Origin of the sequence: Allofournierella sp. (genome assembly GCF_017889395.1) — a bacterium.
Lineage (GTDB): Bacteria > Bacillota > Clostridia > Oscillospirales > Ruminococcaceae > Allofournierella.
This window is the reverse complement of record NZ_JAGHKE010000009.1, coordinates 19,080-35,227: the sequence shown is the minus strand read 5'-3', so window position 1 is coordinate 35,227 and position 16,148 is coordinate 19,080. Positions and strand designations below refer to the sequence as shown.

Annotated in this window: 16 protein-coding genes; 9 read left to right on the top strand and 7 right to left on the bottom strand. The window is 54.8% G+C overall.

All coding sequences use genetic code 11. The annotated features are described in order from the left end of the window. Positions 1 to 307: 307 nt before the first annotated feature. The 4 genes from J7G73_RS02095 to J7G73_RS02080 all read right to left on the bottom strand — a co-directional run bounded on the left by J7G73_RS02095 (position 308) and on the right by J7G73_RS02080 (position 3,992). On the bottom strand, positions 308 to 547 hold the full coding sequence (locus J7G73_RS02095; RefSeq protein ID WP_291245042.1) for a hypothetical protein: 240 nt from the start codon (positions 545 to 547) through the stop codon (positions 308 to 310). A 70-nt stretch (positions 548 to 617) separates the two neighbouring features. Then, complete coding sequence (locus tag J7G73_RS02090; RefSeq protein ID WP_291245041.1) at positions 618 to 1,580, bottom strand: NAD(P)H-dependent glycerol-3-phosphate dehydrogenase; 963 nt, start codon at positions 1,578 to 1,580, stop codon at positions 618 to 620. Between the two features lie 116 nt (positions 1,581 to 1,696). Further along, complete coding sequence (locus J7G73_RS02085; RefSeq protein WP_291245040.1) at positions 1,697 to 3,310, bottom strand: SGNH/GDSL hydrolase family protein; 1,614 nt, start codon at positions 3,308 to 3,310, stop codon at positions 1,697 to 1,699. Positions 3,311 to 3,344: 34 nt separating this feature from the next. Continuing rightward, positions 3,345 to 3,992 carry an HAD-IA family hydrolase gene (locus J7G73_RS02080; protein WP_291245039.1) on the bottom strand — a complete coding sequence of 216 codons (648 nt, stop codon included), beginning with the start codon at positions 3,990 to 3,992 and terminating at the stop codon, positions 3,345 to 3,347. A 150-nt stretch (positions 3,993 to 4,142) separates the two neighbouring features. On the opposite strand from J7G73_RS02080, the gene J7G73_RS02075 reads away from it, so the two are divergent. Both J7G73_RS02075 and J7G73_RS02070 read left to right on the top strand, forming a co-directional pair. Further along, positions 4,143 to 5,582, top strand: coding sequence for a sodium:alanine symporter family protein (locus J7G73_RS02075; RefSeq protein ID WP_291245038.1), 1,440 nt, complete (start codon positions 4,143 to 4,145; stop codon positions 5,580 to 5,582). A gap of 35 nt (positions 5,583 to 5,617) precedes the next feature. Then, positions 5,618 to 5,938, top strand: a complete 321-nt coding sequence (locus J7G73_RS02070; protein WP_087293398.1) for a DUF1904 family protein — start codon at positions 5,618 to 5,620, stop codon at positions 5,936 to 5,938. 57 nt (positions 5,939 to 5,995) lie between these two features. Here the strand turns inward: J7G73_RS02070 and J7G73_RS02065 are convergent, their stop codons facing one another. Together J7G73_RS02065 and J7G73_RS02060 are read right to left on the bottom strand one after the other, a co-directional pair. Then, positions 5,996 to 6,571: a chromate transporter gene (locus J7G73_RS02065; protein ID WP_291245037.1), complete on the bottom strand. Its 576-nt coding sequence runs from the start codon at positions 6,569 to 6,571 to the stop codon at positions 5,996 to 5,998. Next, positions 6,568 to 7,134 carry a chromate transporter gene (locus J7G73_RS02060; RefSeq protein WP_291245044.1) on the bottom strand — a complete coding sequence of 189 codons (567 nt, stop codon included), beginning with the start codon at positions 7,132 to 7,134 and terminating at the stop codon, positions 6,568 to 6,570. The genes J7G73_RS02065 and J7G73_RS02060 overlap by 4 nt, the downstream gene beginning before the upstream one ends. Positions 7,135 to 7,262: 128 nt before the next feature. Here J7G73_RS02060 and J7G73_RS02055 point away from each other — a divergent pair, with 128 nt between their 5' ends. The 6 genes from J7G73_RS02055 (at position 7,263) to J7G73_RS02030 (ending at position 14,249) form a co-directional block, all read left to right on the top strand. After that, positions 7,263 to 8,153, top strand: coding sequence for a LysR family transcriptional regulator (locus J7G73_RS02055; RefSeq protein ID WP_291245036.1), 891 nt, complete (start codon positions 7,263 to 7,265; stop codon positions 8,151 to 8,153). Positions 8,154 to 8,235: 82 nt separating this feature from the next. Further along, positions 8,236 to 9,864, top strand: a complete 1,629-nt coding sequence (locus J7G73_RS02050) for an efflux RND transporter periplasmic adaptor subunit (RefSeq protein WP_291245035.1) — start codon at positions 8,236 to 8,238, stop codon at positions 9,862 to 9,864. Continuing rightward, on the top strand, positions 9,861 to 10,589 hold the full coding sequence (locus tag J7G73_RS02045) for an ABC transporter ATP-binding protein (protein ID WP_291245034.1): 729 nt from the start codon (positions 9,861 to 9,863) through the stop codon (positions 10,587 to 10,589). The genes J7G73_RS02050 and J7G73_RS02045 overlap by 4 nt, the downstream gene beginning before the upstream one ends. Next, on the top strand, positions 10,576 to 11,886 hold the full coding sequence (locus J7G73_RS02040; RefSeq protein WP_158097503.1) for an ABC transporter permease: 1,311 nt from the start codon (positions 10,576 to 10,578) through the stop codon (positions 11,884 to 11,886). Before J7G73_RS02045 ends, J7G73_RS02040 begins: the two co-directional genes overlap by 14 nt. A 94-nt stretch (positions 11,887 to 11,980) precedes the next feature. Next, the gene (locus J7G73_RS02035; protein WP_291245033.1) at positions 11,981 to 12,691 is read left to right on the top strand and encodes a response regulator transcription factor; all 711 of its coding nucleotides are present in this window, start codon (positions 11,981 to 11,983) and stop codon (positions 12,689 to 12,691) included. A gap of 91 nt (positions 12,692 to 12,782) precedes the next feature. Further along, on the top strand, positions 12,783 to 14,249 hold the full coding sequence (locus tag J7G73_RS02030; RefSeq protein ID WP_087293386.1) for a HAMP domain-containing sensor histidine kinase: 1,467 nt from the start codon (positions 12,783 to 12,785) through the stop codon (positions 14,247 to 14,249). A gap of 89 nt (positions 14,250 to 14,338) precedes the next feature. Here J7G73_RS02030 and J7G73_RS02025 read toward each other — a convergent pair whose 3' ends face one another. Then, positions 14,339 to 14,965 (bottom strand): TetR/AcrR family transcriptional regulator, encoded by a 627-nt coding sequence (locus J7G73_RS02025; protein WP_291245032.1) that lies wholly within the window; start codon positions 14,963 to 14,965, stop codon positions 14,339 to 14,341. 218 nt (positions 14,966 to 15,183) lie between these two features. On the opposite strand from J7G73_RS02025, the gene J7G73_RS02020 reads away from it, so the two are divergent. Then, positions 15,184 to 16,131 carry a flavodoxin family protein gene (locus J7G73_RS02020; protein WP_291245031.1) on the top strand — a complete coding sequence of 316 codons (948 nt, stop codon included), beginning with the start codon at positions 15,184 to 15,186 and terminating at the stop codon, positions 16,129 to 16,131. The last annotated feature ends 17 nt before the right edge of the window (positions 16,132 to 16,148 follow it).

The following is a 16,148-nucleotide window of genomic DNA, read 5'->3' as shown; positions in this document are numbered from 1 at the left end:
GTTGATCTCCACATAGAGCATCTCGGTCTCGTGATCGCTGGGCAGTTCGAAATGCTCCAGCGTCTCCTGGATCGCCTTATGCTCCGCTGCTTCAAAATCCAGCAGTGTGCCATCCATATCCAATAACAAACAATAATAATGTGCCATGGGTCGTTTTCTCCCTTTATAAAGTTCGGCCTTGAGCCCTGCCGTTTGTTTGGCGGGCTGCCGATGTATCGTTCCTTTTATTATCCCTTATTCTAACCGCTTCGTCAAGCAATACACACCAAAAGGGCAGAGCCAGGCTCTGCCCTTTTGATTCGTTCTGTTACAGCTGAACTACCGGATAGTCCTCTTCGACTTCGGCATATTCTTCCTCTGCTGCACATGTGTCCTCATCGACCGGCGGCAGCTCCTCCGGCGGTTGAGTGCAGCAGATTCTGCGGCAGCCACAGGGCGGTGTACTGCCGCCCCAATCGAAGTCGTAATTATCCACACTGCCATTGATCACGTCTTCGTCGCCGGTGTTCCAGGCATCGATGATGCTGATATCAAAACAACTGGTCATGCTACAAAGCACCTCCCCTTTTTCGCCATTGTATGCGGCGGAGGCTGGCCCTGTGCATGGAGCGGCAAACTCAATAATCGAACTCGCCCTTTACGGTGCGCTGGAACAGGCGGGGCAGCGCCTCCTTGGCACTGCAGCCCTCATACAGCATGCTATGGATGGTCTGGCAGATGGGCAGGTCGACCCCGTATTCTTCGCCCAGCTTTACCAATGCTTTGACCGTGGGAGCACCCTCGGCCAGACAATCGAAATGCTCGCCCTTCACAAAGCTTTCGCCAAACTGGCGGTTGTGGCTGTGGGCCGAAAACAGGGTGGCTTCGTAGTCGCCCAGGTGGCACAGGCCATAAGCCGACAGCTCATTGCCGCCCATGGCGCGAATCAGCCGGGCGATCTCCCGGGCACCGCGGGCCATCAGCGCACCCTTCAGGCTGGAATAGCCGATACCGTCCAGCATGCCGGCGGCGATGCCGATCACGTTTTTGGCCGCGGCACCCACCTCGGTGCCGATCAGGTCCCGCCCTTTGTACAGGCGAATCAAATCGCTGCTCAGATTCTCCACCACATAGTCGGTAGTCTCCGGTTCATCCGAGTCCACCACCATACAGTTGGGGATACCGGCAGAGAAATCCTGCACATGGCCGGGGCCAACCCAAACGGCCAGACGAACCGGCTGGGTTACCTCTTCCCGGAACACCTGGGTCAGGCGTTTGCCGCTTTCCACCTCGATGCCCTTCATGCAGAGAATGAAGGTTTTGCCCGCCACCGGCAGGGCCTGAATCTTTTTGGCCAGATCTCGCAGCTGCTGAGCGCTGATGGAGATGATCACCGCCTCGGCAAATTCCAGCGCACCGGTCAGGTCTTCTGTGAGCTGCAGCTGCTCCGGCAGCTCGATATAGGAGTTTTTGCGCTCGGCCTTCAGCTGTGCCATTGCCCGGGAGCCGGGGCGGCCCCAGAGCATCACTTCATTGCGTGCGCTGTGATAGCAGGCCAGGAAGGTGCCCCAGCGGCCGCAGCCCAATACAGTCAGTTTCATAACAGAGCGTCCTTTCGTTTTGAATTTTCATAGGAAAAGGCCCGCCCTGCCGGGCAGAGCGGGTCCTTTGATTTTCCATGGCAAGAACGGTGCTCTTACCGGTATTTATTTTATGTTCAGCCGGTGACTTCGGAAGAAGCAGGCGGAACATCAGTCGGGGTGGCAGTAGGTGCCTCAGTCGGCGCAGCGGTGGGGTCCGGAGTGGGAACCGCTGTGGGGGCTGGAGTAGGTGCCGTCGTAGGTGCCGGAGTAGGTGCCGCCGTGGGTACCGGAGTAGGCGCTTCTGTGGGAACCGGTGTGGGTGCTGCCTCTACCACCAGCTTGAAGCTTGCGGAAGAAAGCTTACCGTTCACATTAATGGAGGCGGTAATATCGTAGGTGCCCGCCTTCCAGCTGCTATGGCCGTAGCTGTAGCCGGTCTTGACCTTCTCACCATTCAGGGTCCACTGTACGTTATCGTCGGTCACATCACCGCCAACCGCATTGATGTGAAGGGTGTAGCTCTCGCCTTCCTTGATGGTGGCGGAGCTGCCTTCCTTGAAGGAAATGCTCAGCTTGGCACTGAACATGGCGGTCACGTTCACGTTCTGCTTGAAGTTCTTGTCGGTTCGGGTGGGGCTGGTATTGCCGTCGCTCCACTTCACAAACTCATAACCGTCGGCGGCGACCGCCTTTACGGTAACGCTGTCGTTCTTGGTCAGATCTTCAAATTTCAAAGTGGTTTTGCCAGAGATATCCCCACTGGTGAGGGTACCGCCAACATTTTTGTCCACGTTGTACTGAGCGGTGAAGGTTTCATTCGGGTCCGGAGTGGCAGTAGCCTGGCTGGAGTTGCCGGAGGTATTGCCGTTGCGTACCCGGGTGGGAATATTGCTTGTATCGGGACGGCGATCCTCGGTGCCGGTCCAGGCATGGGTGCGGGCATAGTCCATGATGCCGTTGAGGGCATCCTTCTTCAAATGAATATCACCCTGCTGGAAGTAGCGGTCCTGACCATAGCCGTTCTCGCCCATCAGCAGCTCGGAGATATTCAGGAACTTATAGCCGTTCTTTTTGCACATCTCTACCAGAGCCAGATTGAACTCATTGATGGTTTCCTGACTCATGTTGGGATAATTGCTGTGGTCCTCCGGAATGGGGGGAACTGCGGCTACGATCACATCGCAGTAGGGATACGCGGTTACAATCTCGTTCAGAGCCGATTCATAGCTGCTGGCGAAGCTGTCGGCGCTCATGCTGCCGTCCGCATTGTTGGTACCCATCATCACGATGATCCGGCGGGGTTTCATTTTCGCCAGAGCTTCGGGAATGGAATAAGCGGTACTGTCGTTCTTGAAGTAGATGGACTTATCGGTAGTGAGCTGCTGGATGCCAAGGCCTTCCACCGCCATCACCTGATCCAGCGACAGCAGGCCGTTCTGGTAGTAACGGTAGGTGTTGGAATCGCCCACAAAGATGGTCTCATCGATGTAAGACTGGCCAGCATCATCGGTTTCGCCCAAAACAGTATCGCCGTAAGCGCTTGCGTCAAAGCCGGAATCCAGCACCGCCTGGGAAGTGCTGCCGGAACTGCTGGAAGGATCTTTCGTTTTGTGAGAGGTGTTTACGATAATCACCACTGCCACGATTGTTACGATCAGCACCAACGCGCAGATGGCCAGCACAAGGGCTGCCTGCTTCTGCTTGGGGGTTAAGCTGAGATTAGAAGACTTTCTTCTTTTCTTAGCCATAGGTCTGCCTCCTTTTTGGTTACAAGGTCTTTTATCAATCATTTAATATGTAATCGGCCAGCTGCTGGCAATCCTTCGCCATCAGCGTCGGCGCGAAGGGAGCAAGCTCCTGTTCACTGCCGTAGCCGTACATCACTGCTGCTACGGGAACGCCGCAGTCTGCAGCGCCCTTCATATCATCGCTCCGGTCGCCCACCATCAGCACACGGGCCCCCTGCAGTTCCGGACGGGCAAGCACCAGACGCATCACAGCGGTTTTGGTGTCCACGCTTTTGTCTTCGCTGGCGCCGCCGATGAAATCGAAGTATTCGGCCAGGCCTTGCTCCTCAAGAATCGGCGTGACAACCACTGTAGGCTTGGAGGTGGCGGTATACAGCCGGATACCGGAAGCCTTCAGCTGCTCCAGCATGGGGCGCACACCTTCAAACACCTGGCAGCGGTGACAGCCGTCCTCTGCATAGCGGGCACGGTAGATGTCCACCATCTTTTCCACCATGGCCTCATCGGAAAAATGCTCACCGAAGCTGCGCCGCAGTGGCGGGCCAAGATAACGGGTCAGATCAACACCGGCCGGGTCGATGCCCATCTGCCGGAACGTATATTCCATTGTTGTCAGAATGCCCGGGCTGGAATGAATCAAAGTTCCATCCACATCGAACAATACTGCGTCATATCGTGCCACGATTGCACCATCCTTAAACACAATTTTATCTATTATACCACCAAAATGCCGCCGCTACAATCCACCAGCCGCCTTTTTGCCGGTTTTGGGTTCTGCTTTGGGCAAAACTGTGCATATATTCTAGCAGAATCCGCAAAAGAGGAGCGCTGTATGGGGAATCTTATCATGGGATATTTTTCCGGGTGGCTGAGCTGGTGCAACGATCTGCTGGGCCGATTTGCCTGGGGGCCGGTCACCTTGTTTTTGCTGGCATTATCCGGGCTTTTGTTCAGCTTCGGAACCAGCTTTTTTCAGCTGCGCCATATACGTCTGTGGTGGCGCAGCACGTTTGGGGCCGCGTTCCGTGGCAAGTCACAGAAAACAGGCGGCATCACCGGGTTTCAGTCTGCCTGTACCGCGCTGGCCGCCACACTGGGCACCGGCAACATTGCAGGCGTGGCCACGGCCATCGCTGCCGGAGGGCCGGGTGCGGTGTTCTGGATGTGGATCTCGGCCTTTTTCGGCACCATGACCGGCTATGCAGAAAATCTGCTGGCCGGGCTTTATCGAGGTAAAAATGCCAAGGGTGAACCTATTGGCGGGGCGATGTTTTACATCGAGCAGGGCCTGGGCTGTCGCTGGCTAGCTCTGCTGTTCTCGTTCTTCTGCATTTTAGGCTCCCTGGGCATGGGTGATATGGCCCAGGCAAATTCTATTGCCACCGGTCTGCAGGATGCCTTTGGTGTTCCTCCGCTGCTCACCGGTCTGGTCGTTGCGGGCGCAGTGGGTTTTGCCATGCTGGGCGGCATTCAGCGTATGGGACAGATCACTGAGCGTCTGGTTCCCTTCATGGCCATTGGGTACACCGCGGCGGCGGTGTGTGTAATTCTTGCAAACTGGCGTCAGGTGCCCATGGTTCTGAACAGCATCCTGCAGCAGGCCTTCAACCTTCAGGCGGGGCTCGGCGGGCTGGCAGGCTACGGCATGAAGCAGGCTCTGCAGGTAGGTGTTGCCCGTGGGGTCAGCAGCAACGAGGCCGGGCTGGGCTCCTCGGTCATGGCCAACTCCGCCGCCGGAAGCCCGCCGGTGGTTCAGGGCATGTGGGGCGTTTTCGAGGTGGCGGTGGACACGTTGCTTATGTGCACCCTCACCGCCCTTGCAATCCTCTGCTCCGGCGTATACGATCCCGCCCGCTACGCCGCCGCCCTTGGAACAAATGCTTTTTCTGCTCTGCCCAACGGAGCTGCACTTACTGCTGATGCGTTTCGCTCGGTTTTCGGCCCGGGCGGCGGGGCACTGATCGCGGTCAGCCTGATGCTGTTCGCCTTCTCTACCCTGCTGGGCTGGAGTTATTACGGCGAGCGTGCGGTGGAATATCTGTTCGGGCCGGGTGCACTTGTTCCATATAAACTGCTGTATCTGAGCTGTATTGTAATCGGCTGTGTGACCCGGCTGGATCTGGTCTGGCAGATCAGCGATACCTTTAACGGGCTGATGGTGCTGCCAAACCTGCTGGCCGTACTCTGGCTGTCACCCCAGGTGTTCCGGGAAACGCGACGTTTTTTCCATGCAAAAGGAACCTCATGCTGTACGAAGGAAGCGACTGTGTGATAAAATAGGAAAAAAGCACAAAGGAGCGATCTGTTATGCCGCAGATTACTGTAAAAGGATTCACTGACCAGCAGATGAAAAACGTTACCCCCGCTTTGGGCCAAAAGCTTTCCGCCGCCATTGGCTGCCCGGAGGACTGGCTGATTTTTGAACTTGTTCCCACTACCTTCTATGCGGGTGGCCAGCAGACTGCCGGATTCCCTATCATTGAGGTCTCCTGGTTTGACCGGACCGATGAGGTTCGGGAAGAGGTTGCCGCGATTCTGCGGGATACCGCTTTTGAATTGGGGTACACGCTGGTGCAGGTGATCTTCACTACCCTGCAACCGGACCGCTTTTATGAGTTTGAGGCCTGATCCGGGCCGAGAAAAAATGCGCAGCTTTCTAAAAAGCTGCGCATTTTTTAATTCGTATTATACTCCCGCAAAGGAGAACACGATTCCCGCCAATGCAGACAAAACAATCCAAACTACAGGATGAAGTTTTTTGGTCTGAGGAATCGCTCTTGTAGCCAGCACCAGCAAAGCCGCCAGGGCCACAGCCTTCCACTGAATCCCTGTCGGAATTCCCGCCGGAACAGCCGCATAAAAGGTGATGGCTGCCACCGAAAGGCCGGACGCTGCAATCAACCCGGTGGAAGCCGGACGCAGGCAGCAGAACACAGCATCCACATAGCGGTTGGAACGAAATGCTTTCAGGAAAGAGGCAATGACCAGAATGATCAGAATGGATGGTGTGACAAGCCCCAGCGTAGCTGCCAATGCACCGGGAACACCGCTGGTGGTAAATCCCACATAGGTGGCCGTGTTGATGCCGATGGGACCAGGAGTGGACTCCGACACTGCCACCATATCCATCAGCTGGCTTTGAGTGAACCAGCCCGTTTTATCCGCCATCCGGGAAAGGAACGGCAGCGTGGCAAGTCCTCCGCCCACCGCAAAGAGACCGGTCTTGAAAAACTCCCAATAAAGACGAAGCAGCAGGATCATACTTCTCCCTCCTTCTTGTCTTTGCGAGCTGCCGGAGCAAACTGTTCCAGCGCAATGCCCAGCACGGCGGCTACTACGACAAAGAATACCGGAGAAAGGTCAAAAAACAGCGAGCCCAGTGTGACCACTGCAAAAATCGCCAGTGCCAGCTTGTTTTTCACCGAGCTCTTCCACAGCTTGCACACCGCGTTGAAAATCAGCACACAAACGCAAACCCGAATACCTGCGAAAGCATTTTTGATCACAGCCAGCTCTGCAAAGGTGTTGATGAAACCGGCCAGAATAGAGATGATCACCAGCGAAGGAGCCACGATTCCAAGAGTCGCTACAATACCACCCAGCACACCTGCCTGCTTCTGCCCCACAAAGGTGGCAGTATTCACCGCAATGATGCCAGGAGTACACTGCCCTACCGCAAAATAGTCAGTGAGTTCCTCGTCGGTGGCCCAGTTCCGTTTTTCCACCACCTCACGCTGCAGGATCGGCAGCATGGCATAACCGCCGCCAAAGGTCAGGCCGCCCATCTGCATAAAGGTCAGAAACAGATCGCCCAGGATCTTCATGTTCCTCATCGAAAAGAAGCCTCCCTTGTTCTTTTTTACGGTATCATAATAGCACATCTCAAACGATATTGAAAACATTTTGTTTGTGTGATTTTTATATGTTATCCATATAAATAGAGAGGTGCTTTATGGAACTGCGTCAGCTCACTTATTTTGTTGCCATTGCCCAGTCGGGAACCATCACTGCCGCTGCGCAAAAGCTGCACATGTCGCAGCCGCCACTCAGTTTGCAGCTGCAAAAGCTGGAGGAGGAGCTGGGCTGCCCGTTGTTTGAGCGGGATACCCGTCACCTGCATATGACACAGGCCGGAGAGCTTTTTTGTGAACGGGCACAGGGTATTCTGCAGCAGTATGCCGATCTGAAGCGAGAGATGGCGGATCTTCAGGCCGGTGGTCGGGGGCTGCTGCGTATTGGGTCGGTCTCATCCCTGAGTACAAGTCTTCTGCCCCATTGGGTGGCCCGTTTTCATACTCGATACCCCCATGTACGGCTGGAACTGACCGAGCGGGATTCCTATCAGCTGTTAGAGCTGATTCGCAGTCAGCGTATCGACCTGGCTCTGGTTCGCCGCCCTTTTTCCGGCCAGGGATTGGAGATCCATCCCATCTGCAGTGAACCCATGTGCGCTGTGGGGCAAGCGCACTTTTTCGAGGGGCTATGCGGTCCGATCGACCCAACGGTTCTGAGGGATCTGCCGCTGATTCTCTACCGCCGCTGGGAGCCGGTGTTGCTGCGTTATTTCGCTGAGCTTGGGTTTGAACCTGCTGTATTTTGCTGCAGCGAGGACTCCCGCACAGCTCTTCGGCTGGCACAGGAGGGGCTTGGGGTTGCATGCGCACCGCTTTCCGCTGCGCGGGATCTTTGGCCTGGCGCACAGATGCATCCGCTGCAGGCAAAGGAGCTTTACAGCGAGATTTGCGCTGTGACTCTTCAGGGGCACTATATTGGTGCAGCGGTGCAGAATTTTATTGCATTCACACAGGAAGACCGGCAAAAACGAAATCTTTATGAATCTTAAGCTTTCTTTAAAGGCACACTAAAGATTGCTGCGCTATCCTTTTTGCTGTAGACAACACCACACAAAAAGGAGTCGAAGCGATATGGCGATCAAGATATTTTCCCCTGTTTTAAAACACAAGCGTGCAGCAGCCGCTATTCTGGTGGTGGCTATTCTTGCGGCTGGCGGTGCGGTCGCACTGAAGAGCCGGATGTCTGCCTCTTCCAAAAATACCGCTGAAGAAAACCTGGCGTATGCGCGCACGGTATTTCTGAAAAAAGAGGATCTGAACGAGTCGGTGAATGTTTCCGGAATCGTACAAAGCGCCAAGGTTTCCTCGGTAACCACCAGCCTGAGCAATAAGGTCACCGCACTGAATGTGAAGGTTGGTGACCATGTAAATAAGGGCGATGTGATCTGTACTCTGGATGATACCGATATCCGCCGCGCTATTCAGGACAAAGAAAAAGAGATGGGCGAAGAGAAGCAGCGCCTGCAGGACGCGTATAACAAAGCATCTGCTCAGGTGGAAGAGGCCCGCCGCGCCAAGGATAACGAAAAGAAAAACCAGGATACACTGGTAGAGGCGGCTCGTGCCGCCCGTGATAAGGCTGCCAGCGCATTGAGTGCTGTGACCCCTGCTTATGAAACGGCCAAGGCAAACTATCAGGTAATGGAGCAGGCCGTATCCAGCGCACAGAGTGCCGTAGATGCAGCGGCAGATGCCCGTCAGAAAGCCTACGATGCCTGGATTGCTGCGGGCGGCACCACCGAAGGCGATGCCTACCTTGCCTATCAGAATGCCGATGCAGTACTTAACGAGAAGAATTCTGCGCTGGAAAGTGCCCGTACCCTGTATAGCTACGACAGCTATACCCAAGCCTACAACACCGCCAAACAGGCTTATGACGCGGCGGCGGCGGAACGCGATACTGCAGAAAGCGCCTATAAACAGGCGGACGCAGCTCGTTACCAGGCACTGGATGCCTGTGACACCACGATCAATACGGCTCTCACCGCTTTGCAGGAGGCAGACAAGCAGCTGAAAAAAGGCGTGGAAAGCAAAGCGCTGGATGACCTGAAGAAAAGTCTGGAAGACACGGTTTTAAAGGCTGAGACCAGTGGCAAAATCACCGATCTGAAGGTGAATGTGGGCAGCATCTGCAAGGGTGATGTGGCCACCATTCAGTCTACGGATCAGCTGGTTCTTTCGGTTAGCATTCCGGAATATGCCATCAACAAAGTACAGGTCGGTATGACCGCTTCCATCACCAGTGACGCCGCCAGCGGAGAGATCCGGGGCACGGTATCCCGCATTTCCCCCACTGCCGGAAGCGGTGACGGAGAAAGCGGCGGCTCCTCTGCCGGATTTGCAGCGGACATCGCCATCCAGACCCCGGAAAATATCTTCATCGGCAGCAAGGCCAAAGCCGAAATCATTCTTGCTTCCAAGAGCAACGTGTATTCTGTTCCGCTGGATGCAGTGGCTCCCGGTGATGATGGCCAGGATGTGATTTATGTGCGCCAGGGTGAGGGGGCCTTCACCCCTGTGACTGTGACCACTGGCATGAAAAACGACTACGCGGTAGAGGTCAACGGCGCTTCTTTGCAGGACGGTATGGAGATTCTGGCGGATGCCTCCCAGATGCCGGATAATGGTACCTCCATCCCCATGGGTGATGCGGCCAGCGCCGGTACCGAAAGTGCTTCCACCGGGGAGGTGGCGGAATGAACCAGTCCTTCCAGGCCCCGCTGATCGAGATGCAGGGCATTGTAAAAACCTATAACGTGGGCAAGGAAAATGAGCTGGAGATTCTGCATGGCATCGATCTGACCGTTTATCCCGGTGAATTTGTTGCCATTGTCGGTGAATCCGGCAGCGGCAAGTCCACCCTGATGAATATCATCGGGGTACTGGATCAGCCTACCGCGGGCAGCTACCGGCTGGATGGTGTGGACGTTCAGCGGGCCGGTAGGGATGAGATGAGTGAGGTGCGAAATAAAAAGATCGGCTTTGTGTTCCAGAACTTCAATCTGATCGGCCGCACCACCGCCCAACGGAACGTGGAGCTTCCCATGCTGTATGCCGGCGTTGGTGCCCGGCAGCGGGAGCAGCGTGCCCGGGAACTTCTTGCTATGGTAGGCATGGAGCAGCGGCGTTTTCACCAACCCAATGAGCTTTCCGGTGGTCAGAAACAGCGGGTGGCCATTGCTCGCAGTCTGGTAAATGACCCGGCGATCCTGTTGGCAGACGAGCCCACCGGTGCACTGGATTCCGAGACCAGCCGTCATGTGATGGATATTTTCCACACCCTGCACCGCCAGCAGGGCAAGACCATCGTTCTGATCACTCACAGTCAGGAGCTTGCTGCGGAGTGTCCTCGGGTGATCACCCTGCGGGACGGCAACATTATTTCCGACCGGAGAAAGGAGACAAACAGCCATGTCGATCCTTGAAAATGTACGACTGGCCCTTACCAGTCTACGTGCCAACAAGCTGCGCGCTTTGCTCACTATGCTGGGAATCATTATCGGCATTAGTGCCGTAATTGCCATCATCACGGTGGGTGATTCTCTTTCCGGTTCACTGGCTGAAGAAATGTCTGGTTTCGGTGCACGGAACGTGACTCTGTCTGTCGTTCAGAAAGATGATCCCTTTGCGTTTGGCTCTTTTAACACGTTGGAAGACAGTGAAGAACTGGACAAGGCGTTGGAATCATTTGAATATAAGGAGCCTTCTGCCAGTGACCGCATCAGTGACGCCATGCTGCAGGAGTATCAGAAGAAATTTTCTGACCAGCTGCAAGCGTTGGCAGTAAGCGAGAGCTTTGGCAACATCAGTGTCGTTTCTGGTCGCCACAAAGCGTCCGGGCAGCTGATGGGCGTTTCCCCCGGGCAACAAACCCTGGACAAAATTACATTGTTGGCCGGTCGCTTTGTTACCGATGCAGACAGCACCAATCATCGAGCAGTTGCAGTGGTAAGTGACCGGTTTGTTGCTCAGTATTTCGGCAACAAGACCACTCCTGAGAATGCGTTGGGAAAAAGCTTTAAAACCGATGCTTCCGGTATTCCCCTTCGCCTTTATATTATAGGAGTCTATGAGTACAAACCACCGGCAGGCCAGACCGTAACTCGAAATCTCGATACTAACATCTATATCCCGGTGGGCAGTGGTTTTCAGCTGCTGCAGCGAGACAGTGGTTATCAAACCGTGACCTTGCAATCCCGGGAGGATGTGAACAACCAAATTTTTATGGATCGCACCCGAGAGTTCTTCAATAGCTTCTACAGCCATAATTCCAACTTCAGTGTCTCGGTTTCCAGCCTGGATGATATCGTAAAATCCATGAATAAGATGACGCAGAGCGTGAAGCTTGGTATCAGTGCCATCGCAGCCATCAGCCTTCTGGTGGGCGGCATCGGTGTGATGAACATCATGATGGTTTCGGTGACCGAGCGCACCCGTGAAATTGGCATTCGCATGGCATTGGGTGCAAAAAGCCGGGTAATCCTGTTCCAGTTCATCGTGGAAGCAATCATTATCTGTTTAATCGGAGGAATGATTGGTGTAATTCTGGGGGTGGGACTTGGCAGTGCCGGCGCTATGATGATGCACTATCCGGTCAAACCCTCGCTCACTGCCGCTTTGGTAGCTGTACTGTTCTCCATGGCCATCGGCGTGTTCTTTGGCTATTACCCCGCTAAGCGTGCAGCTCGGCTGGACCCCATCGAAGCGCTGCGCTACGAATAAGTTTTTCTTTTCATAGGCACCTGTCTGATGTACAATAAAGACAACGGGCCGGAGCAATGGCTCCGGCCCGATTTTTAAACGGAGGTCAAGATTTATGCCGCACACCATTTTGATTGCGGAAGACGATCAGGACATCACCAACCTGGTCAAGCTGTATCTGGAAAGCAGCGGTTATCGGGTACTTTGTGCCCCGGACGGTGCTGCCGCTCTGGAGTTGGCCCGCACCGAATCCATCGATATGGCGGTGCTGGATATCATGATGCCCCGCATGAACGGCTACGAGCTCACCCGCGAACTGCGGGCTATCAGTAATATGCCGATTCTGATCCTTTCGGCCAAAAACACCGATAACGACAAGATTCTGGGCCTTGAGCTGGGGGCGGACGACTACCTGACCAAGCCCTTCAATCCGCTGGAGATCATCGCCCGGGTCAAAGCAAATTTGCGACGGTTTTATCAGCTGAATCCTGTCTCCCCTGCCCTTTCCGGCAGCAATGTACTTGCGCTGGGACCGCTGCGGCTGGACCTGGACGCCATGACCCTGACCAAAAACGGCCTGCCCATCGCCCTGACTCCCACCGAGTACAAAATTCTCTGCTGCCTGATGCGCTCGCCGGGGCGAATCTTCACCAAGGTCCAGCTTTACGAGGCAGTGAGCGGAGCCTATTTTGAAAGCGACGAAAACACAATGATGGTGCACATCTCCAAGCTGCGGGACAAGGTCGAAGATGACCCGCGGCATCCGTGCTTCATCAAAACTGTGAGAGGATTGGGGTATAAAATTGAAGCGGTGGAAACGCACTAAATCCAGTTATTTTTCAGTCCTGCTGCGATGCTTTGGGGTATATACCTTATTCCTTGTAATCGCAGCGATCGCCTTGCTTTTTTGGGCGCTAATGGAAAGCAGTACCACGGTGATCAGCCTTTCCGAGCGGGATCTGAACGAATATGACGAGCTGCTGCAGGCGGAGCGATACGATCAGTTCCCGGTACACACCTTACTGGGGCGGACCGGAAGCATTGTAGTGGTGGACGATGCTGGTCGGGTTTTGTATGGAAAAGCCCACAAAGATATCTCTCCGGAAGCATTGGCCTGTATTCCGCTGCAAGGACAGTATGTTTACCCCACAGTCACCCATTGGTATGATAAACAGGGTCGCCAGATGACGCTGGTGGCAAGCGATGGTTATTCCGGCATATTGTATCAGACACCTGTGGTCCTTGATTCGGAACATAACATTCTTTACGGTTCTATTCCCGGTGTGAACACTGACACCCTAAGTGATGAGGCCTACGGATATCTGACCCAAACGCTGCCCTATGGTTACTATATTTGGAAACATCCATTTCAAAGCGCGGACGGTCAGTCCCGCTGGTTAATCTTGTACGAGCAGATCCTGCGCAACGAGGAATATGCTCATTTGAGTATGATCTGGAGCCGTACCCTTCTTCTGTTTCTGGGCCTGTATATTCTGGTGCTGCTGGCAATGGCACTCTGGCTCAGCCGAAAGGTGTGCGGCCCACTGAAGCGACTGGAGCGAGGCTTCACCGAGCTGGCCCAGCAGAATGACCCCGAGCCCATTCATTGCCGGGGGCCACGGGAATTTGAACAGATCTGCAGTGCCTTCAACCAGCTCTCCGCCCAGCTGGCCGAAAGTGAGCGCCAGCGCAAGGCCCTGGAGGACAACCGGCAGAAGCTGCTGGCAGATATTTCCCACGACCTGAAGACCCCCATTACTGTAATCCAGGGCTATGCAAAGGCCATCTGCGACGGGCTAATTCCTCCGGAAAAGGTACCGGAATATCTGGACACCATCTACCAGAAATCCAACCGGCTTACCGGTCTGATCGACACCTTCCATGAATACAGTAAGCTGGAGCATCCTCAGTTTACGCTGCAAACCAAACGGCTGGATCTGTGCAAGGTACTGCGGGAATATCTTGCCTCCAAGTACAATGAACTGGAGCTTGGCGGCTTTGTACCGGAAATCGAAATTCCGGATGAATCCATCTGGTGTATGCTGGACAAAACGACCTTCCTGCGGGTACTGGAAAATATTGTGTCTAATGCTGTAAAACACAATCCTGCCGGCACTGCCCTGTTTTTTGAGCTTCAGAGACAGGACGGCCACGCTGTGTTAACGCTGGCGGATAATGGCGTAGGAATCCCGTCGGAAATTGCCGGGCAGATCTTCGATCCCTTTGTTGTGGGAGACGAATCGCGCAATACCCGCCAGGGTTCCGGCCTTGGCCTTGCCATCAGCCACAAGATTGTGAGTGCACACGGAGGTACCATCCAGCTGGTGCAGCCGCCCCCGCCCGGGCGCAGCACCCAGTTCCGGCTCACGCTGCCGCTGGCTTGACAATCTTATTTTTATTTCTAACTCAGATATAACTCAGATAAAAAACCAGAGCCGCATTGCGAATATCGCAGTGCGGCTCTGGTTTTTGTTTACTTCTTCGGCTTTTTCTGCGCATTGTCCAGCGTTTGGCGGAACGCGCCGAAAATTCCCTCCTTCATGTTGTTCACCATGATCTGCTGCACTTCCTCCATGCTGATCTCACTCTCATATTGGAACCACCAGCGCACCAGCGTCATGGTATTGGAGGCGAACATCTGGGCATACAGGTCCACATACCGTTCCTGTGCACCCTCCAGCCCGCAGGAGCACAGCTTTTCCAGAATATTGTCGTGGATGACCCGTACCATTTCCGTAAAAACAGGCCGGTTGATGGCCCCGCTCCACAAAAGCGTATAGCGGGCCTTGTTTTTGTGCAGATATTGCAGCGCCCGCTCAAAATTCTTCTGGTACACCAGACTGTGAATGTTCTGGGACGAGGCCTCCACAAAGGCCACATCCATCTGGCGGCGGAACTCCTGCAGCGTGCGAGCCAGATACTGATCCATCAGGTCGTATTTATCCTGATAATACTTGTAAAAGGTGGACCGGTTGATCAGTGCCTGCTGGCACAGCTGGTCCACCGTGAGCTTTTGCAGGGGTGTTTGCTCCAGGCATTCCAGCAGCGCCTGATCGATCTGTGCCAGTGTTTTGACCACGCGCAAATCCGTTTTGTTCATGAATGATCCGACCTCTTTCTTCGGGCTTTTTTCGAGATAAACAACATCCGGCAGGCATTTGTTGGATAAGCAGCAAAGCCTCGGATTTTAATGGTATTCAAGCGAAAAAATCGTTGTTAAAATAATCACAAAGATGCTGTGCAACTGTGTTCAGTATAGCATATTTTCGTTTTTGTGCCATCCTGTGTTTGAGGAAAGAGAAAGGAGAACCACCACCAATGAGTATCAAAGTAATGGGAATCACTGCCGGCCGCAAAAACGGCAACAGCGAAATTCTGCTGAAAGAAGCCCTCACCGCCTGCGAGGAGGCCGGCGCTGAGGTGACCATGATCAACCTGCGTGATTTCAATATCCTGGACTGCACCGGCTGCACCGCCTGCACCAAGGCCATGTCTCAGGGCAAATATGTGGGCTGCACCCTGGACGCCAAGGACGACAAGAAGAAGATCATGGACGTGATGCTCGAGCAGGACGCGGTGATCTTTTCGGTGCCCACCTACGACCTGATGCCCGCTTCTGCCTACCTGACCTTTGCTCACCGCAGCCTGAGCTACGAAACCTCCTTCCTGGAGACCATCGGCGCCATTGAGCACCGCGACCGTGTGGCCGGTCTGATCTCGGTGGGCGGCTCCACCCGCGCCTGGCAGTCCATGGCGCTGGAGGGCCTGCAGGTCACCATGTTCACCACCGACATGAAGGTTGTGGATATGGTTCTGGCCATCCGCGTTCCCGCTCCCGCCCAGTGCCTGCTGGACGATGAGCTGATGGCCCGCGCCCGCCTGCTGGGTGAGCACATCATGCAGGCTGCCGCCACTCCCGCTGAGGAGCGCAAGTGGCTGGGCGAGGAAGACATGGGCTGGTGCCCCAACTGCCACTGCAACGCTCTGGTTCTGGGCGAAAAGCAGTGGGACGGCCTGCACTACCCCATCGAGTGCCAGGTGTGCGGCGCGGGCGGCACCCTGGAGCAGACCGAGGACGGCAAGTGGAAGTTTGTGATCCAGGAGGACGGCCTGCTGAAGGACCGCACCACCGTAGCCGGACGAGCCAAACATCTGGAGGAGATCGCACAGACCCAGGGTGGCTTCTTCTCTGACCCTGCCAAGATCCAGCTGGTACAGCAGCGCAAGCAGAAGTACGTGGAAAAGAAATTCAAGGGCATCGACTGAGCCCTGGAAAGGAGCGC

What these genes read in the sequence shown, in the direction of transcription:
- J7G73_RS02095 (WP_291245042.1), bottom strand. Translation starts at nt 547, where the DNA reads ATGACCAGTTGTTTTGATATCAGCATCATCGATGCCTGGAACACCGGC.
- J7G73_RS02090 (WP_291245041.1), bottom strand. Translation starts at nt 1,580, where the DNA reads ATGAAACTGACTGTATTGGGCTGCGGCCGCTGGGGCACCTTCCTGGCC.
- J7G73_RS02085 (WP_291245040.1), bottom strand. Translation starts at nt 3,310, where the DNA reads ATGGCTAAGAAAAGAAGAAAGTCTTCTAATCTCAGCTTAACCCCCAAG.
- J7G73_RS02075 (WP_291245038.1), top strand. Translation starts at nt 4,143, where the DNA reads ATGGGGAATCTTATCATGGGATATTTTTCCGGGTGGCTGAGCTGGTGC.
- J7G73_RS02070 (WP_087293398.1), top strand. Translation starts at nt 5,618, where the DNA reads ATGCCGCAGATTACTGTAAAAGGATTCACTGACCAGCAGATGAAAAAC.
- J7G73_RS02065 (WP_291245037.1), bottom strand. Translation starts at nt 6,571, where the DNA reads ATGATCCTGCTGCTTCGTCTTTATTGGGAGTTTTTCAAGACCGGTCTC.
- J7G73_RS02060 (WP_291245044.1), bottom strand. Translation starts at nt 7,134, where the DNA reads ATGAAGATCCTGGGCGATCTGTTTCTGACCTTTATGCAGATGGGCGGC.
- J7G73_RS02055 (WP_291245036.1), top strand. Translation starts at nt 7,263, where the DNA reads ATGGAACTGCGTCAGCTCACTTATTTTGTTGCCATTGCCCAGTCGGGA.
- J7G73_RS02050 (WP_291245035.1), top strand. Translation starts at nt 8,236, where the DNA reads ATGGCGATCAAGATATTTTCCCCTGTTTTAAAACACAAGCGTGCAGCA.
- J7G73_RS02045 (WP_291245034.1), top strand. Translation starts at nt 9,861, where the DNA reads ATGAACCAGTCCTTCCAGGCCCCGCTGATCGAGATGCAGGGCATTGTA.
- J7G73_RS02040 (WP_158097503.1), top strand. Translation starts at nt 10,576, where the DNA reads ATGTCGATCCTTGAAAATGTACGACTGGCCCTTACCAGTCTACGTGCC.
- J7G73_RS02035 (WP_291245033.1), top strand. Translation starts at nt 11,981, where the DNA reads ATGCCGCACACCATTTTGATTGCGGAAGACGATCAGGACATCACCAAC.
- J7G73_RS02030 (WP_087293386.1), top strand. Translation starts at nt 12,783, where the DNA reads ATGGAAAGCAGTACCACGGTGATCAGCCTTTCCGAGCGGGATCTGAAC.
- J7G73_RS02025 (WP_291245032.1), bottom strand. Translation starts at nt 14,965, where the DNA reads ATGAACAAAACGGATTTGCGCGTGGTCAAAACACTGGCACAGATCGAT.
- J7G73_RS02020 (WP_291245031.1), top strand. Translation starts at nt 15,184, where the DNA reads ATGAGTATCAAAGTAATGGGAATCACTGCCGGCCGCAAAAACGGCAAC.